Genomic DNA, 16901 nt, shown 5'->3' on the forward strand with positions numbered 1-16901 from the left:
TGACCCCATGCGTCGCACGTCTCGCCTCACCGCAACCGTCGCCACCACCGCGGCAGCCGCCGCGGGTGCCGCCGCACTCGTGCTCGTCCCGCAGGCAGCCTCGGCCCAGCCGATCCAGGACGGCGCGGCCGGCGTCGCCGCCCACCCGGCCGCCCACGCCGCTCACGCCGCCACCACCGGCACCCTGCCGACGCCCGCGCACATCGTCGTGGTGATGGAGGAGAACCACTCGTACTCGGACATCATCGGCAGCAGTGACGCCCCCTACATCAACTCGCTCGCGACAGGCGGCGCGTTGATGACCCAGTCGTTCGCCGTCACGCACCCGAGCGAGCCCAACTACATGGCCCTCTTCGCGGGCAGCGACTTCGGTCTCTCCTCCGACGCCTGCCCGGTCAAGGAGGGCACGGTCGCCAACCTCGGGTCCGAGGTGCTCGGCGCCGGCTACACCTTCAAGGGCTACTCCGAGGGCCTGCCCAAGACCGGCTCCACCACCTGCACCTCGGGCTCGTACGCGCGCAAGCACGCGCCGTGGGTCAACTTCAGCAACGTCCCGACCGCCGACTCCGTGCCGTACTCGAGCTTCCCCGCAAGCTCCGACTACGCCAGCCTGCCGGCGCTCTCGTTCGTCATCCCGAACCTCGACGACGACATGCACGACGGCACCGTCGCCCAGGGCGACACCTGGCTGCAGAACAACCTGTCCTCGTACGCGACCTGGGCCAAGGCCAACAACAGCCTGCTGGTGGTCACCTGGGACGAGGACGACTACACGGAGAACAACCAGATCCCGACCATCTTCTACGGCGCGGACGTCGTGGCCGGCAACTACAGCGAGACGATCAACCACTACAACCTGCTCTCCACGCTGGAGCAGATCTACGGCGTGGCCCCGACCGGCAACGCCGCCACCGCCCCGGCCATCACCGACATCTGGGGCTGAGTCTTGACCCGAGTCAAACGACTCGCGCGCCCGCTGCTCGCCGGGGCCCTGGTCCTGGCAGCGGCGGGCGGCGCCCTGGGCGTCGCGCTGACACAGGACGACGGCCCGTCGTCGACGGCCGGGGCCGGATCCGCTCCGACACCCCTCGCCGTCAGCGTGGACAAGCACGGCTGCGGCGCTCCGCCGACTTCGCTGCAGGCCGGGCCGGTCGCCTTCGCGGTGACGGACAGCGCGTCGACCTTCGTCACGGTCTACCTCACCGACCCGGGAGGCGACCGCGCCTACGCGGAGATCCGCTGGCTCGGGCCGCGGCACACACTGCCGCTGAGCGGCTCGCTGGCGGCCGGTCGCTATGCGCTGCGCTGCGTCTTCTCCGACGGGCCGGTCGTCACCTCCCCCACGCTCGCGGTCACCGGCTCGGCAAGCGGGACGCTCGCCGGTTACGCGCCGATGCCGGATCTGGCACTGGCAGGCCCGGTCGCCGCCTACCGCGCCTGGGTCCAGGCCGCGTTGCCCGGACTGCTGACCGCCGCGCGCACCCTCGACGCCGACGTCGCCCGCGGTGACCTGGCCTCGGCCCGTGCCGACTGGTTGCCCGCGCACCTCGACTACGAGCGGCTCGGCGCGGCGTACAACTCCTTCGGCGATTTCGACGCGTCGATCGACGGCCGGGCGGACGGCCTCCCCCAGGGCACCGGCACCGCCGGTTGGACCGGGTTCTTCGCCCTGGAGCAGAGCCTGTGGCACGGCGCGTCCGTCTCCGCCCTGCGTCCGCTGACGCAGCGGCTGGTGAGCGACGTGCAGGGGCTGATCGCCGACTTCCCGAGCGAGGACACCGATCCGGGGGACCTCTCGCTGCGCGCGCACGAGATCCTGGAGAACGGCCTGCAGTTCCAGCTCAGCGGTCACGACGACTACGGCAGCGGCACGACCCTGGCCACCCTGGACGCCAACGTCCAGGGCACGCAGGAGGTCCTCTCCCTGCTCGCCCCGCTGCTGCGCCAGCGCGCCCCCGGGCTCCTGGACAGCGTCGACCAGGAACTCGCCCAGTTCCGCGTCCAGTTGGCCGCCTGCCGAACCGGGGCCGGGACCGGGACCGGGTCCGGCACCGGGACCGGCTGGACGCCTGCCGCGTCGCTCGACCGCGACCGGCGTGAACGCCTCGACGGCGCGCTCGGCGCGCTGCTGGAGCAGCTCTCCGAGATCCCCAACCTGCTCGCCCCGAGGACGGACGCGTGAACCCCGCCCAGCCCGCAGTCCCCGAATCCGCCGCGTCCCCCGCATCCCTCGCCCCGATCGGACGCCGAGGCTTCCTGCGCAGCGCGACCGCCGGGATGGTCGGCGCTGCGGCGCTCGGCGCGTTCGCCGCGGAGTCCGCGGACTCGGCTGACCCCGCGAGCGCGGCGACGTCCGCCGGAGCCACGGGCGTCGGGCCGTCCGGTCGCCTCATCCCGTTCGAAGGTCCGCACCAGGCAGGCATCCTGACGCCGCCACAGGCAGCCGCGACGTTCGTCAGCTTCGACGTGATCGCACCGGACCGGGACGCGCTACGGGACCTGTTCGGCACGCTGACCGACCGGATCCGGCAGCTCACCACGGGCGGCCCGGTGCCGCCCACGGACCTCGCCTCCGCGCCCACCGACAGCGGCACGCTCGGACCGGTCCTGCCGTCGGACGGCCTGACGGTGACGGTCGGCGTCGGCGCGTCCCTCTTCGACCAGCGGTACGGTCTCGCCGCGCGCAAGCCCGCGAAGCTGACCGAGATGCCCGTCTTCCCCGACGACGACATGGCGACGTCGACCGAGCTGCACGGCGACCTGTCACTGCAGATCTGCGCGGACTCCAGGGACACCGTGGCCCACGCGCTGCGCGACATCACCAAGCACACCCGCGGCGCGATACAGCCGCGCTGGAAGATCGACGGCACCCACTCGGCGCCGCGCCCGACCGGCACACAGCGCAACCACCTGGGCTTCAAGGACGGCATCGCCAACCCCGACACCACCGACGCCACGATCACCGACGCGCTGGTCTGGACGCACCCCGGTCACTCCGGTTCCTCGGGCCACTCCGGTCAGGACGGCGAGCCGTCCTGGACCGAGGGCGGCTCGTACCAGGTGGTCCGGATCATACGCATGCTGATCGAGTTCTGGGACCGGGTCTCGCTCGACGAACAGGAGCGCATGATCGGCCGCCGCCGCGACTCCGGAGCGCCGATGGACGGCACCGCCGAGACCGACCTCCCGAACTACCACGCGGATCCGCAGGGCCTCTACGTCCCGCTCGACGCCCACATCCGGATGGCCAACCCGCGCACGGCCGCCACCACCGACCAGCAGATCCTGCGGCGCGGCTACAACTACGAACGCGGCCTCGACCTCGACGGCAACCTGGACGTCGGCCTCGTCTTCTGCTGCTACCAGCAGGACATCTCCCGCCAGTTCGCCGCCGTCCAGGCCCGCCTGGCGGGCGAGCCCCTGGTCGACTACATCTCCCCCACCGGCGGCGGCTACTTCTTCGCCCTCCCGGGCGTCCGCGACACACGCGACACGCTGGCCTCGGGGCTGTTCGCCTGACCGGCCGGGTCACGGGGTATCGGTCACGGCGCCCCACCTCCTGTCAGACTGTCAGGCCTCTCCTGACAGGAGCCTGGGCCTGTCAGGCGCACCCTGACGAGCCCCGGCGAACATGCCGGAGAGGACGTCGACGGCGTCACGACGGCGAAGGCCGTACGACGCCCGGTCGGCGTGGAAGATCGAGACGTCGATGCGTGGAGCCCTGCTGCGTTGGGCGGGGATGAACGCTGCCAGGGGAACAGCAGAAGTGCTCAGCACGCCGGGGGGATTGGAGCCGCTGGACGCACAGGTCGCGCACATCTCAGCCGGGGCGGAGAGTTCTGCTCCGGTCGTGGATACGGGGTCGGACATGCGCGGCATCGTACGCCTGTTCACTGCGGCTCCGCGCATGCGCCCATTTCGGCCAACCCGGCCTGACAAGGCCGAAGTTGTCCTCAGACGCGCGCCGCCGCCGGGCGGGGTGCCCGGCGGCGGCGTCATGCCGGGGCCCGGTTGGGGACCGGGCCGCACACATGTGTCAGGGCACGTTCCACACCTGGTTGGCGGTGTCGGCGCAGTCCCAGATCTGAGCCTGGGTGCCGGAGCCGCCGTACCCGGTGTCGTCGAGACACTTGTTGGACTGCGGGTTGTAGAGCTCCCCGTTGGATTCCGGGATCCAGACCTGGGCGGCGGTGTTGTTGCAGTCGTACAGGTCGACGGCCGTTCCGTCCGCCGTCCCGCCGCCGTTGATGTCCAGGCACTTGCCGAGGACGTGCAGCGTCGTGCCCGCCTGGACGAAGGTCCACTGCTGCGCGGGCGAGCCGTTGCAGGTGTAGACCTGGATCGGGTTGAAGTTGGCCGTGCTGGCCGAGCGGTCGTCCAGGCACAGGCCGTTGTAGCCGGTCACCGTCCCGGTCGTGCCGCCGCCTCCCCCGCCTCCGCCGCCGCTGCCCGTCGTGGTGTACGCCGCGACGTAGCCGACGCTCATCGTCCCGCCGGACGTGGTCGCGGAGGACGGCGAGGTGCAGCCGCAGACGCCGTTGGGGAAACCGCCGCCCATGGCCAGGTCGAAGATGATCGAGAGGTTGTGGTCGAAGGCCTGCTGCCAGGTCGCCGTGCCCACCTGACTCTCACTCACGGAGAAGTACTGGTTGCCGTCGAGGTAGAAGGTGATCGTCTCGTCCGAGGCGTTCGTCCGGTCGAGCACCATCGAGTAGGTGTGATAGCCCGTCAGGCAGCCGGAGCAGGCCTTGAGACCGCTGCCGATGCCGTTGCTCTCGTTGCACGGGCCGCCCGGGTCGGTACCGCAGTGGATCGTCCCGGCCACCTCGGAGAGGGCGTTGACGTCCTCCATGATGTCGATCTCGCCGTTCTCGGGCCACTGGCCCGGGCCCAGCATCCAGAAGGCCGGCCAGTAACCCAGCCCGTTCGAGGGGTTGGGCTGCTGGATCTCGGCGGTGACCTCCAGCTTGCCGCCCGCGGGCGCGCCGACGTTGGCGCTGGTGGTCTGGATCCGGCCGGAGGTCCAGTTGCCGCTGCCGTCGCGCAGCGCGGTGATGTCGAGGTGACCGTTGCCGTCCAGGGAGACGTTGCTGGACGAGTTGGTCATGGTCTCGATCTCGCCGGTGCCGAAGCTGGAACCGGGACCGGTGTCGTACATCCAGTTGCCGGAGTTGGGCGCGGAGCCGGCCCCGCCGGAGAAGTCGTCGCTGAAGACGGTGGCCCAGCCGGACGGAGGCCCCGGCACGGTGTCGGCGTGCGCGCCGCCGGGCGAGGCGACCAGCAGCGCGAAGGCCGCCAAGCCCGCCGCCGTGACCGAACCCCAGCGCCGGACGAACGACCGCGCCCATGAACGCGGCCTCCGGCTCTGCGGGGTCGGACCGGCCTTCGGACCGGCATGGGAGTAGGGGGTGTGTGGTGCAGAACGGGGTGCACTGACCATCTACGGCTCCTCGGAGTGGGGTCCTGCGGCCGTAATCGCGTGCGCAGCGAAGGTCGGGACCGCCGCTGAGGGTGTGCGCCGCCTGCCCCGGCGGGGCAGCACTTGGCATGCTCCCGTTCACCCCACGGTGGCGTCAAGACTTGTGCGCGAGAAGGGAAGCGCCGATTTCTTGAGTTCAGAACCTGAAGTCAGTTTCCGGCCCTCGCCCCGGCCCCGCGTGCCCCTCACCCCGTCCGGCGATCCCACCCGCTGCGCCTGACCACGTACTCGAGGTCGCCGTGCTCAGCGCCCTCGATCGGGGCCGGGAACTCCTCGACGAACGTGCGGACGTAGGCCATCCCGGCCTTCTCCATCACCCGCCGCGAGGCCACGTTGACCGCCATCGTGGTCGCCACGATCTCCGTCAGCCCGAGACCGAGGAACGCGTGCCGGATCAGCGCACGCGCACCCTCGGTGGCGTAGCCCTGACCCCAGGCCTGCGACCGGATCCGGTAGCCGAGCTCGATCCCGTCGGACAGCCCGACGCTGTCGGCCGGACGCAGCGCGAACCACCCCAGGAATGCGCCGGAGTCCCTTTCCTCCGCCGCGAACCGGCCGAGACCGGGCGGCAGTTCGCGGTACTCGCGGATGATCCGCGGCAGCGTCTCCCGCTCCACCTCCTCGCGGGGCACGGGCAGGCCGGTGTCGATGAAGCGCATCACCTGCGGGTCGCCGTGGAGCGCGGCGAGGACGTCCGCGTCCGCCTCGGTGAACGGGCGGAGCAGCATCCGGCGGGTTTCCAGATAGGTCGGCACCGGCGTATTCGATCAAGGACAGCGCGCGCGTCGCAAGCCACGGCGCGCCGTCCGACCCCGCGTCAGGCAAGCAGCGGCATGATCCGCAAGACTGGTCTCATGCGCCCGACCCGCCGCCACCCCGCCGCCCGGACCCTGCGAAGCGCCGTGACCGCCGCGACAGCCGCTGTCGCCACCCTGCTCGCCCTCACCGGCTGCTCGTCCGGCGGGCCGTCCGAGCCGTCGGCCGTGCAGAGCTCGCTGACCGCACAGACCGCCGCCACCGCCCCGGCCGCAGCAGGCAGCCTGCCCCGGCCGCAGCACGTGGTGCTCGTCATGGAGGAGAACCACTCCTACAGCGACATCATCGGCAGCTCGGACGCGCCGTACATCAACACGCTGGCCGCCCAGGGCGCGCTGTTCACCTCGTCGTACGCGGTCGCGCACCCGAGCGAGCCCAACTACCTGGCCCTCTTCTCCGGTTCGACGCAGGGCCTGACCGACGACTCCTGCCCGCACACCTTCACCGGCCCGACCCTCGGCTCGGAGCTCCTCGGCTCGGGACTGACCTTCGCCGGCTACTCGGAGTCCATGCCGGGCACCGGCTACACGGGCTGCAACAGCGGCAACTACGCCCGCAGGCACAACCCGTGGGTCAACTTCCCGAACATCCCGGCCTCCGACAACCGCACCTTCTCGGCGTTCCCGACCAGCGCGGCGGGTTACGCCTCGCTGCCCACCCTCTCGATCGTCATCCCGAACGTCCAGAACGACATGCACGACGGCACGGTCCAACAGGGCGACTCCTGGCTCCGCGCCAACCTCGGCGCGTACGCGGACTGGGCGAAGACCCACGACAGCCTGCTGGTCGTCACCTGGGACGAGGACGACAACAGCGCGTCCAACCACATCCCCACCCTGATCACCGGCGCGAACGTCCGCCCGGGCCACTACGCCGAACTGACCGACCACTACCGCACCCTGCGCACCCTGGAGTCCCTCTACGGCCTCTCCCCGGTCGGCGAGAGCGCCAAGCGCCAACCGATCACCGACATCTGGCAGTCCTGAGCCCGGCAGGGAGGGCGCCGCGAAGCGGCGGACCTCAGCCCATCTGCCCGGTCACGCTCTCTTCGTCGGCTCCAGGGTGCGGTAGAGGCTGGCGAAAGCTGTGTGGACGCGCCAGCCGAGCGACTCGTACAGGGCGCGGCCCTGCGTCGTCGCGCCGAGGACGGCACGCGTGGCGCCCGAGGCCAGGGCCTGCTGCTGCAGCGCGCGCATGACGACGGAGCCGAGGCCGCGACGCTGGTGGGCCGGGGTGGTGAGGATCTGGTCCGCCACCGCCACCTCGCCCGCCAGGCCCATCTGCCCGCGCGCGGCCAGCGCGCCGTCGGGGGCCGCGACCAGCACGCGCACGACGCCGCCCCGGATCCAGGTGCGCAGTGAGTACCCCGGCGGGAGCGTGCCGGGGGCGACGACGTCAGACGCGGTCGGTGTCAGCTCGACCGACATCAGGAACGCCGCTTCGTCGGCCACCCACTGGGGCCCGAGCCACGCGCAGACCCGCGCCTCCGGGGTCTGGCACGGCTCCGGCAGGAAGACCTTGAGCCACCAGCCCTCTCCCTGCGCCTGCGCGGCTGCCTCGCGCACGCGCTCCACATCCGCATCGACGATCACATGCCGCGCCACCTGCCCCGGCTGCCCCACGTCGACGGTCCAGCCCCATGGCCGCGCCACGGGATCGGATGCACCCCGCGAGACCACCCAGCCAGAAACCCAGTCCGCGACGACCGGCGCACATGTAAGCGATGAACTAGCCATGTGTCCATTACAGCAGCAGCCTGTGACGAGCACCAGGCCCGGCTGGATGCCCTTCCTGCCGCTGGGTCAGCGGTAGTCCTGCGGGTACGCCTGGATCCAGGAGTTGATCCGGTCGCGGGTGGAGAGCAGCAGCTTCTGGTGCTTGTCGAGGTTGTCGAACGAGACGTCGTCGTGGAACGCTGCCTGCGTCTGCGCGATCCACCCGAGCGGCAGCCGGAAGTGCGGCTGCCCCTCGGAGCTGGCCTTCATCGCGTTGTCGAGGTCGTCGAGGTTGGTCAGGACCCGGTTGAGGAAGTACGGGCAGTTGCCGGGCGTGGCGCACCCCGAATCCGTGTAGGTCGCCTGCAATTCGGCGAAGGCGTCACGCACCTGCTGCACCCCGCCCAGCCCGGACGGGAAGACGCCCGACGGCGTCGGCGCGGCCGTGGCGCTGGAGCCGGGACCCGGCGCGACGGTCGCCGCCACGGCGCGAGCAGCCGGGGTGGACTGCCCGGACGCCGTCCCATGCCCGCCCGAACTCGCACAGCCTGTCAGAACCACCGCAGCCAGGAGCAGCACGCTCCCGCGAACCACCACCGAACGTGCACGCATGAACGGCTCCCCCGCCTCGTCGTCCGACCGAATCAGATCGTATGCATAGCGGCCGCCGGGCACCTTTGTCCAGGCCGACCGGGCGGGGCCCCGGAGCTCACACCGCGCGACCACGCCCCCACAGCTCCTGGGCGTGCTCGGCGTGCTCGGCGAAACGGTCGAACATGCCTGCCTCCTCACCTGCGGCTGCCCCTGCCACGCGCCTGAGCCTGATCCTGCGGAGGCAGCGCGACGAGAGCCCTACCCCTGCTCCTCCGGGCGGCCGGCGAAGTAGGTGGCGATCATGTCCTCGTGCCCGTGGCCGGAGGCGATCGCGCGGGTGAGGCGGTCGGCTGCGGCCTGGACCAGGTCGAGGCGGGTGCCGGTGCGAGAGGCGGCGTCGAGGATGAGGGTGGTGTCCTTGAGACCGGACGTGACCGAGAAGTTGGCGGTCAGGTCGCCGGAGAGGACGGCGGCGGACTTGGCGTGGAGGTACGGGGTGTCCAGCGGGCCGCCCGAGACCGCGTCGAGGAAGACGGCCGGGTCGACGCCGAGCGCCTCGGCCAGGTTCAGGGACTCGGCGATGGAGCTGACCATGTCGATGACCCAGGTGTTGACGACCAGTTTGAGCGCCGTGGCGCGGCCCGGCTCGGTGCCGACCCAGACCGTGCGGCGGCCGATCGCGTCCAGTACCGGCGCGACGGAGGCCCGGACGGACTCCGGACCGGCGGCGAAGACGGTCAACTGGCCCTGCTCGGCGGGCTGGCGGGTGCCCGCGACCGGGCTGTCGACATAGAGCAGGCCGAGCGCGTCCGCGAGCGCCCCCAGCTGCTCGACCGCCGGAAAGCCCACCGTCGAGGCCTGCAACCAGATCTGACCCGCACGCAGGCCCGGGCGCGCCGCAGCCATCGCCGCCGTGACGGCAGCACCGTCGCTCAGGACCGTCAGCACGACGTCCGCGCCCCGCACCGCCTCGTCCGCGCTCGCGCACACCACCGCACCGGAGGCGGCGAGGGGTTCGGCCTTGTCGCGGCTACGGTTCCACGCGCGGACCGCCAGCCCCTCGCGCCGCAGGCTGCGGGCCATGCCCGCGCCCATGATGCCCGTGCCCAACACGGCGACGACGGGGTTGGTGGGTGTGGGGGTGGCAGCAGCACTCGCAGACGTCACGTCGACGGCTCCTCTGGGTCCGGGGGTGCTGACCGAGGCCGGTGACGCGCCGCGCACGTCATCGGTGACGGCGGCCGACGTCAGATCAGTCGTCCTTCGCACACTAGCAGTCGGGGGGTGGCGCAACGCCGACATCCTGCGCGTCGGGCGGCGGACCACCCGCCCGCCGCCCGACTCACGCCGCAAAAGCGCAGCTCATGGCAGACGCACGGGGCGCGCGCCAGCGCGTGCACCCCCGGAGGGGCGGCCGGGCGTGTACCGACCATAGGATTTGGCGCGCCACTCCCTCGATAATGGTCGCCGTGGAACCCATCAGGCCCAGGGACGAACAGACGGGCGAGGATCTGGCGGCCCTGCTGCGCAGCGTCCTGGCCGAGCACCCGGAGTTGACCCAGAAGCAGCTCGCGGAGTCGGCCGGCGTCCCCTACGCCACGCTCAACGCGTGGGTGACGGGTCGACGCGGCGCGGGCGGCCGGATCGCGGCCGACGACCTGCGCGCGCTGGCCGACGCACTGCCGCCCGCCGTCACCGTCGCCCGGGTCTTCGCCGCGGCGGGCCGCCGCACCCCGTCCGACCTGGACGCGGAGCGCGAGGCGCGGCTGCTGGAGCTCTTCCACGAGCTGGACGCCGCGCAGCAACGCGCGCTGATCGAGATGGCCCGCGCGCTGACCAAGCTGCCGCACGCCGCCGACGCGGACTAGGCGTCAACCCCGGAGCCTGGGCTGGGCTGGGCTGGCCTGGGCTCGGCTGAGCTGGGCTGGCGTCAGCGTGCGAACTTTTCGACGGCCGCCGGGGTGACGGGCGTGAAGAAGTTGACGAGGTTGCCGTCGGGGTCACGGAACAGCAGCGACCGGTTGCCCCAGGGCATCGTGGTGGGCTCGGTGACGAAGTCGGTCACGAAGCCGGTCAGGTTCTGGTGAACGCGGTCCACGTCGTCGACGAGGAACTCAGTGATCACGCTGTGGTTGTCCGCCGGGCGGGCAGATCCCGGGGCGAACAGCGGGACGGTGCGGGTGCCGGCGATCGCGAGGGTGGCGCCCGCGGTGTCGAGTTCGGCGAAGTCCTCGGTGGCCCACGTCGCCCGCGCGCCTGTGGCTCGCTCGTAGAAGTCGACGAGGCGCGCTACGTCGCTGGTGATGATGCGGATCGAGACGAACTTCATGGGGATCTCCTTGGCTGTGCTGGAGGCGTGCACGTCTCAGGCTAGGAGGAATAGTGGACAGAATCGGTCCTGTATTCGCAGTAGACTGTGCACATGCCTCGACCCACCGGCCGCGTGCTCACACTCCTGGAGCTGCTGCAGTCGGGCGGCACCCGGACGGTCGCCGAACTCGCCGACCGGCTCGGTGTCGAAGGGCGCACCGTGCGGCGGTATGTGGATCATCTGATCGACCTCGACGTGCCCGTGGAGTCGGTGCGCGGCCGCTACGGCGGGTACCGGCTCGCCCCCGGGTACCGCCTGCCTCCGCTCATGCTCAGCGACGACGAGGCGTTGGCCGTGCTGCTCGGCCTGGTCGCCGGCCGCCGAACCGGGCTGACGACGACGCAGCACACGGCGAACGAGACGGCATCGGCGAAGATCCGGCGGGTGCTGCCCAAGCACATCGCCCGCCGGCTCGACACACTCCTGGAATCGCTCTCCTTTACGGACCAGGACCAGCCCGGAGAGTTCGACACCCCGGACGCCGAGGTCCTGCTCACCCTCGCCGACGCGGTGCGCAACCGCCGACCCGTCTCGATCCGCTACACCGACCGCGACGGACGGCGCAGCGAGCGCACGCTGCACGCGTACGGGATCGTCGCCCATGCGGGCCGGTGGTATGTCACAGCCAAGGACGCTGGGATCGGCGAGGACCGAACCTTCCGGCTCGATCGCATCGCAGACGCGCGGACCCTGCCCGGCTCATTCGAAGCGCCCGTGGGTCCCGCTCCGGCACAGCGCGTGTTGTCAGCGTTCGCCACGGCCGACTACCGGCATGAGGTGACCTTGCGGATCCACGGGACAGTTGAGCAGATCCGCGCCCACCTTCCCGCCAGCGTCGCGAGCTTGGAGGAGCGCGAGCCCGCGGCAGGCCAGGACCCGGCGACCGAGCGCTGGCTGCACGTCGAGCTGCGGGCGGAGCGGCTCGACTGGTTGCCTGCGGTACTCGCCGCACTCGACCGGCCGTTCGTCATCGAGCGCCCCGATGAACTGCGCGACCTCGTCACCGCGCTCGCCGATCGCCTTGCCTCCTACGCCCGCCAGGCCTAGCTCGTGCGGTCGCGAGAGGCCGCGTACGCATGCGTCAGCGACGGGTTGCCTCAACGAGGTGAGCCAGGCCCTCGGTCCAGACGGCCCGTGGGGCGCGCGCCGTGCGCATGCGCGTCCAAAAGCTGCATTTCGTCCCTCGCACCCCGGGTAGAGCTCCCGTCGGCGGGAGTAGGGTCATTCCCCCTGAGCGCGGCAACAGACGCCACCGCGTCCCGCTCGACCGCCTCCCTCACGAGGGACATGCCCATGTGTATCCACATTCGCATGGCAGACGTCGCACCCCAAGCTGTCGCCTGGGACCCGATCGAAGTCTCCATCCAGGTCAGGACCGGGACCCCCGTCCGGTCCGCGCTCGCCGAGATCCGCGCCATCCTCCGCGACCTCGGCGCGGACCGGGCTCCCGCCGACCGGCCGCTCTGCTTCTGCGGCGAGCCGCTGCGGCTGCCCGGTCCCTTCCGGGGCACGCCCGACGGTTGACGGTGCGTCAGCAGTGAGGTCGACAGCGAGATCGACCGAGTCGTGGAGCCGGGCGAGGCAGTCCTCGAACCAGTCACGGTCGGCGCTGCTCGACGCGGGCCGCAGCAGGTCGACCCGGTAGGCGAAGCGGCGCGCCTGGAGGCGGGTGACGTGCCAGGCGGTGACGGCCCAGGCGAGCGTGCCGAGCACGGCGACGCCGGTGAGTCCGGCGAGCACCCAGAGCAGCAGGGTGTTCATTCCGCCTCGTCCACGTCCTGATCCACGTCCAGGTCCTCACCCTGATCCACGCCCTGCGGTGCGGCGTTGACGTTCCAGACCTGGACGCGCACCCGGTCCACCACCGTCGCCAACTCGCTGTAGACGACGGGCTCCGCGCCCACCTCCCGCCGCAGCCGCATCACCTCGCCACCGAAGGCGCGCTGGTACTGGGACATCTGCACGTCGTCCGGGTCCGGGTAGAGGTGCACCTGGAGCCAGGGCGCGGACCAGTGGGACGCGGTGAAGATCTGCACGCTCTCCGGGCGCGGCAGGGAGGTCAGCAGGCGGGACAACACCTGGCAGGCGTGGAGGGCGTCGGCCGGATAGGGGCCGACGGCATGCAGCGCGGCAGGCGGCATGGACGGCGGGGAGAACGGAGCCCGGGACAGCGGACGCGAGTTCACGCGACTGTTGTTCGTTACCGGTTCTGACATCTGACGCCCTTTCGGTTACGACCGGTTGAGAACGATGCGCCAATCTACTCGTAGATGTAGATGTATTTCCGTTTCTCCCCCGTTTTCCCAGCGCACGCCCATGGGCGCGCGCCCCGCCGACGCGATACGTGCTGCCAAGCCGGATAGGGTCGGCACAACGGGCGTGGCGGAGAGCCGACGCACGGGAGACGAACGGGAGCGGCACACGGTGACGTCGGGCGCGGAGTCAGGAGTCGGCCGCCTGGCCCGGACCGCCAGGGAGCGGATCGTCACCGACCGGAGCGGCGGCGTCCTCGCCGCCGTGCTGCTCGCGACCGCGCTCGGGATCTACTGGGCCCGGGACCTCTCCGGCGTCGCGGGGGACCTCTCCGCACAGTACGCGTGGGCCGACTTCGCCGCCCAGCACCCGGGCTCCGCCGACGACCTGGCGTGGTACGGCGGGATCTCGCCCGGCTCCTACAGTCTCCTCGCCCCCTACCTGATGGCGGCGATCGGCGTCGTCGGCACGGGGCTGCTGGCCTGCCTGTCCTCGGCCGCCCTGCTGGCCGTGCTGCTGCGACGGGCGGGGGGACGCTTCACCGTACTGACCTCCCTGTGGGGGGCGTTCGCGCTCTGGTGCAACGTGGCCGCGGGTCGGATCCCGTTCGCGTTGGGACTGGCGTTCGGGCTCGGCGCGGTGGTCGTCGCGACCGGACACGAGGAGTCCGGGTCCGAACGGCCCGCACGCGGACGGCCCCCACACGACCGGACCGGCCGGGGCCGGATCGCCGGCTGCGCGGCGCTGGCGCTGCTCGCCACCGCGGCCAGCCCGCTGGCCGGCCTCTTCCTCGAAGTCGTCGCAGCGGCACTGATCCTGACGCGGCGCCAGCGGACCGGATGGGCACTCGCGATCCCGCCCGCGGTGCTGGTCGCGGCAGGTGCCTGGCTCTTCCCGACCAACGGCGTGGACCCGATCACACTGTCGACCGTCGTCTTCTCCACGGCCGTCACGCTCGCCGCGGCGCTGCTGTGCCCGCACGGCTGGCGCACGGTGCGGATCGCCGCGCTCGTCTACGCGGTGGGCGTGCTGCTGACCTGGGCCGTGCCGTCGCCGATCGGCGGGAACGTCGGACGGCTGGCGATGGTGCTGGTCAGCGTCGTCTTCCTGGCCATGCTCACGGCCGAGCCACGACCCGGCGTGCCGCGTCCGACCGGGCTCCGGCTGGCCGGGCTGCTCGTCGCCTTCGGCCTGTCCGCCTACTGGCTGGTCGCGGCCGACCTGGTCGGCCTGCCCGCGCCCACCCCGACGTCCCAGGCCGCGCCGCTGGTGGCCGAGCTGCACCGCCTCCACGCCGACCAGGCCCGGCTGGAGGCCGTGCCGATGGTCAACCACTGGGAGTCCTGGGGCCTGGTCGACTCGGCCGACCTGGCCCGGGGCTGGAACCGGCAGTTGGACGTGACGCGCAACCCCCTCTTCTACGGCACGTCCGGCGCCACGCTCACCCCGGACAGCTACCACGACTGGCTCCGGCAGTGGGCCGTCGGCTACATCGCGATGGAGGCCGGACCGAAGGACGTCGCAGCGCGCGCTGAGGCGGCGATCGTCGCCTCCCACCCGGCCTGGCTGCAGCCGGTCTGGCACGACGCGCACTGGCAGCTGTTCCGGGTCGCGGACGCGGAGCCGCTGGTCGCGGCCCCGGCGCAGGTGCTGTCGACCGACCCCGCCGATCTGGTGCTGTCGATGCCGCGCGCGGGCACCGTGCAGCTGCGGCTGCCCTGGTCACCCTGGCTTGCCGCGTCCGGCCCCGCAGGCACATCCGCCTGCCTGATCCACGACGGCGACTGGACCGACCTCCGCGCCGACTCCCCCGGCACCTATCGGGTCAGCGCGCCGTACACCTGGCCACGCGGCACGGCCTGCCCGTGAACCGAGCAGGCGGATACACCGAGCGCACACCGCGTGACCCCCGGCGCCGGGCATGACGTGACTCTCCGCGCCCGCCCGGACACCCTTGATCACGTCAGGGCGGGATTCAGCCCGACCGAGTGTGACACCTTTCACGTGCATTTGTCCGGATCATTGCCCTCCATCACCGAACAAGGGCCCCACCGTCCGTCAGGAGCTGCGGACTGACGCTCCGTCACCCGCCCAGGGCACACGCCGACCCGATCTGCGGGTCCGATCGGTTCCGGATGTGCCGCAGTACGGTGGCAGGACCCTGTGTGTCAGATGTGTCAGACAGGGTTCAGACCGGGTGGTGATGCCCCGCGGTGCGCTCCGTTGTGGAGCCCAGGCCGCACAGCGGCCCCGCGACCGTCCCTGCCCCCGGGGATCGCCTGCGCCACCGACGTTCCGACGATGGGTCCCTCCATGCCGTTCCCCTCCGAGACCGATGCCACTCCCAGCCCTACCCGTGGAGACCGGCGTCATCGGCGGCGGAAGAGTGTGTTGCTGGTCACTGCCGTTGCCGCGGCCGGAGCCGCGCTGATCACCGGCTGCGCGAGCACGACCGCGCCCGCCCGCAACACCGCCGCCGACGCGGCGGCCCCGCACACCAGCGCCCCGGCCGCCCCCACGACGCCGACCCCCCGCACCAGCCACTCGGCCCCCGCGACCTCGACGCCCCACAGCAGCAGCCCGACGCACGCGGTGACCACCGCAGCCCCTGCGGCGACCACCCCGACGTGCACCACGCAGTCGCAGCTCGCCAACTGGTCCACGTACCGGCTGGCGATGACGACCATCGCCGTCCCGGTCGACGAGAACAACGTGAGCGCGGCGACCGCCGAGGTGAGCCAGGGCGCGGGCGGCGTGCTGCTCTTCGGCACCAGCGCCCCGGCCTCCCTCGGCTCGGACCTGGCCGCCCTGCGCGCCAACACGCCTGGCCACGTGGGCCTGCTCGCGATGACCGACGAGGAGGGCGGCCAGATCCAGCGGATGTCCAACCTGGTCGGCAACCTCCCCTGGCAGTCCTGGATGGCCCAGAACTGGAGCCCCGGCCAGGTGCGCTCCGCCATGGCTGCCATGGGCAAGCAGATGGCCGCCGCAGGCGTGAACATGGACCTCGCCCCGGTCGCGGACGTCGACGGACGTCAGGTCGTCCCCGGCCCCACCAACCCGGACGGCGTGCGCGCGTTCAGTGGCGACAGCAACGTGGTCTCGCAGTACAGCGTGGCCGCGATGCAGGGTCTGCGCGACGCCGGCGTGGTGCCGGTGGTGAAGCACTTCCCCGGCCTGGGCGGCTCGAACGCGGACTCGGACTACGCCGCGGCGAACACCGTGCCGTGGTCGACCGAGCAGCAGGTCGGCATCCCGCCGTTCCAGGCGCAGATCGCCGCCGGGGCGCCGGCCATCATGGTGGCCAACAACACCGTTCCGGGGCTGACGACCGGCCCGGCCTCGCTCTCCTCCGCGGCGATCACCGGTGAGCTGCGCGACCACCTCGGCTTCCACGGTCTGGTCATCACCGACTCCCTCGACGCCGGGGCGATCACGGCGGCCGGCTACGACCTGCCGTCGGCGTCCGTCCAGGCGATTCGCGCGGGCGCGGACATGGTGATGTTCAGCAACACCGCCCAGGCCGGTCCGGAGACCAGCGCGATCGCGAACGCCATCACCTCCGCCGTCGACAACGGCCAGCTCTCCCGCGCCCGGCTCGTCTCGGCCGCGGCCTCGGTCCTGGCCGTCCGCAACGTCAACCTCTGCGGCTGACGAACCGAGTCGTCGGCCC

18 protein-coding genes are annotated in these 16901 nt (G+C 71.8%); 9 read left to right on the forward strand and 9 right to left on the reverse strand.

What is annotated here, in order from left to right; all coding sequences use genetic code 11:
• Nucleotides 1-7 precede the first annotated feature (7 nt).
• The 3 genes from ABH940_RS18465 to ABH940_RS18475 all read left to right on the forward strand — a co-directional run bounded on the left by ABH940_RS18465 (nucleotide 8) and on the right by ABH940_RS18475 (nucleotide 3519).
• Nucleotides 8-943: an alkaline phosphatase family protein gene (locus ABH940_RS18465; protein ID WP_370065779.1), complete on the forward strand. Its 936-nt coding sequence runs from the start codon at nucleotides 8-10 to the stop codon at nucleotides 941-943.
• A gap of 3 nt (nucleotides 944-946) precedes the next feature.
• The gene (locus ABH940_RS18470; protein ID WP_370105736.1) at nucleotides 947-2182 is read left to right on the forward strand and encodes an EfeM/EfeO family lipoprotein; all 1236 of its coding nucleotides are present in this window, start codon (nucleotides 947-949) and stop codon (nucleotides 2180-2182) included.
• 95 nt (nucleotides 2183-2277) lie between these two features.
• A complete protein-coding gene (locus ABH940_RS18475; RefSeq protein WP_370066092.1) occupies nucleotides 2278-3519 on the forward strand; it encodes a Dyp-type peroxidase in 1242 nt (413 codons plus the stop codon).
• A 51-nt stretch (nucleotides 3520-3570) separates the two neighbouring features.
• Here the strand turns inward: ABH940_RS18475 and ABH940_RS18480 are convergent, their stop codons facing one another.
• The 3 genes from ABH940_RS18480 to ABH940_RS18490 all read right to left on the reverse strand — a co-directional run bounded on the left by ABH940_RS18480 (nucleotide 3571) and on the right by ABH940_RS18490 (nucleotide 6234).
• The gene (locus ABH940_RS18480) at nucleotides 3571-3870 is read right to left on the reverse strand and encodes a hypothetical protein (RefSeq protein ID WP_370105738.1); all 300 of its coding nucleotides are present in this window, start codon (nucleotides 3868-3870) and stop codon (nucleotides 3571-3573) included.
• A 166-nt stretch (nucleotides 3871-4036) separates the two neighbouring features.
• The gene (locus ABH940_RS18485; RefSeq protein WP_370105740.1) at nucleotides 4037-5440 is read right to left on the reverse strand and encodes a ricin-type beta-trefoil lectin domain protein; all 1404 of its coding nucleotides are present in this window, start codon (nucleotides 5438-5440) and stop codon (nucleotides 4037-4039) included.
• Between the two features lie 224 nt (nucleotides 5441-5664).
• Nucleotides 5665-6234 carry a GNAT family N-acetyltransferase gene (locus ABH940_RS18490; RefSeq protein WP_370105742.1) on the reverse strand — a complete coding sequence of 190 codons (570 nt, stop codon included), beginning with the start codon at nucleotides 6232-6234 and terminating at the stop codon, nucleotides 5665-5667.
• 99 nt (nucleotides 6235-6333) lie between these two features.
• On the opposite strand from ABH940_RS18490, the gene ABH940_RS18495 reads away from it, so the two are divergent.
• Nucleotides 6334-7281, forward strand: coding sequence for an alkaline phosphatase family protein (locus tag ABH940_RS18495; RefSeq protein ID WP_370065771.1), 948 nt, complete (start codon nucleotides 6334-6336; stop codon nucleotides 7279-7281).
• 51 nt (nucleotides 7282-7332) lie between these two features.
• On the opposite strand, the gene ABH940_RS18500 is transcribed toward ABH940_RS18495, so the two are convergent.
• From ABH940_RS18500 to ABH940_RS18510, 3 genes are all read right to left on the reverse strand, one after another.
• The gene (locus ABH940_RS18500) at nucleotides 7333-7947 is read right to left on the reverse strand and encodes a GNAT family N-acetyltransferase (protein WP_370065769.1); all 615 of its coding nucleotides are present in this window, start codon (nucleotides 7945-7947) and stop codon (nucleotides 7333-7335) included.
• 150 nt (nucleotides 7948-8097) lie between these two features.
• Complete coding sequence (locus ABH940_RS18505) at nucleotides 8098-8622, reverse strand: hypothetical protein (RefSeq protein WP_370065767.1); 525 nt, start codon at nucleotides 8620-8622, stop codon at nucleotides 8098-8100.
• 240 nt (nucleotides 8623-8862) lie between these two features.
• A complete protein-coding gene (locus ABH940_RS18510) occupies nucleotides 8863-9771 on the reverse strand; it encodes an NAD(P)-dependent oxidoreductase (RefSeq protein ID WP_370105744.1) in 909 nt (302 codons plus the stop codon).
• Nucleotides 9772-10073: 302 nt separating this feature from the next.
• On the opposite strand from ABH940_RS18510, the gene ABH940_RS18515 reads away from it, so the two are divergent.
• Nucleotides 10074-10472: a transcriptional regulator gene (locus ABH940_RS18515; RefSeq protein WP_370065763.1), complete on the forward strand. Its 399-nt coding sequence runs from the start codon at nucleotides 10074-10076 to the stop codon at nucleotides 10470-10472.
• A gap of 62 nt (nucleotides 10473-10534) precedes the next feature.
• Here ABH940_RS18515 and ABH940_RS18520 read toward each other — a convergent pair whose 3' ends face one another.
• Nucleotides 10535-10933: a VOC family protein gene (locus tag ABH940_RS18520; protein WP_370105746.1), complete on the reverse strand. Its 399-nt coding sequence runs from the start codon at nucleotides 10931-10933 to the stop codon at nucleotides 10535-10537.
• Nucleotides 10934-11026: 93 nt separating this feature from the next.
• Between ABH940_RS18520 and ABH940_RS18525 the strand changes: the two genes are divergently transcribed.
• Nucleotides 11027-12022, forward strand: coding sequence for a helix-turn-helix transcriptional regulator (locus ABH940_RS18525; RefSeq protein ID WP_370065759.1), 996 nt, complete (start codon nucleotides 11027-11029; stop codon nucleotides 12020-12022).
• A gap of 264 nt (nucleotides 12023-12286) precedes the next feature.
• Nucleotides 12287-12499: a hypothetical protein gene (locus tag ABH940_RS18530; protein WP_370065757.1), complete on the forward strand. Its 213-nt coding sequence runs from the start codon at nucleotides 12287-12289 to the stop codon at nucleotides 12497-12499.
• Between the two features lie 233 nt (nucleotides 12500-12732).
• Here the strand turns inward: ABH940_RS18530 and ABH940_RS18535 are convergent, their stop codons facing one another.
• Nucleotides 12733-13161, reverse strand: coding sequence for a hypothetical protein (locus ABH940_RS18535; protein WP_370065755.1), 429 nt, complete (start codon nucleotides 13159-13161; stop codon nucleotides 12733-12735).
• 193 nt (nucleotides 13162-13354) lie between these two features.
• Between ABH940_RS18535 and ABH940_RS18540 the strand changes: the two genes are divergently transcribed.
• Nucleotides 13355-15097 (forward strand): MFS transporter, encoded by a 1743-nt coding sequence (locus tag ABH940_RS18540; RefSeq protein ID WP_370065753.1) that lies wholly within the window; start codon nucleotides 13355-13357, stop codon nucleotides 15095-15097.
• Between the two features lie 500 nt (nucleotides 15098-15597).
• Here ABH940_RS18540 and ABH940_RS18545 read toward each other — a convergent pair whose 3' ends face one another.
• Entirely contained in the window at nucleotides 15598-15915 is a 318-nt protein-coding gene (locus tag ABH940_RS18545) for a hypothetical protein (RefSeq protein WP_370065751.1), read from the reverse strand.
• On the opposite strand from ABH940_RS18545, the gene ABH940_RS18550 reads away from it, so the two are divergent.
• A complete protein-coding gene (locus ABH940_RS18550) occupies nucleotides 15905-16882 on the forward strand; it encodes a glycoside hydrolase family 3 N-terminal domain-containing protein (RefSeq protein WP_370065749.1) in 978 nt (325 codons plus the stop codon). The genes ABH940_RS18545 and ABH940_RS18550 overlap by 11 nt on opposite strands.
• The last annotated feature ends 19 nt before the right edge of the window (nucleotides 16883-16901 follow it).

This window comes from Streptacidiphilus sp. BW17 (genome assembly GCF_041262485.1).
Taxonomy (GTDB): Bacteria; Actinomycetota; Actinomycetes; order Streptomycetales; family Streptomycetaceae; genus Streptacidiphilus.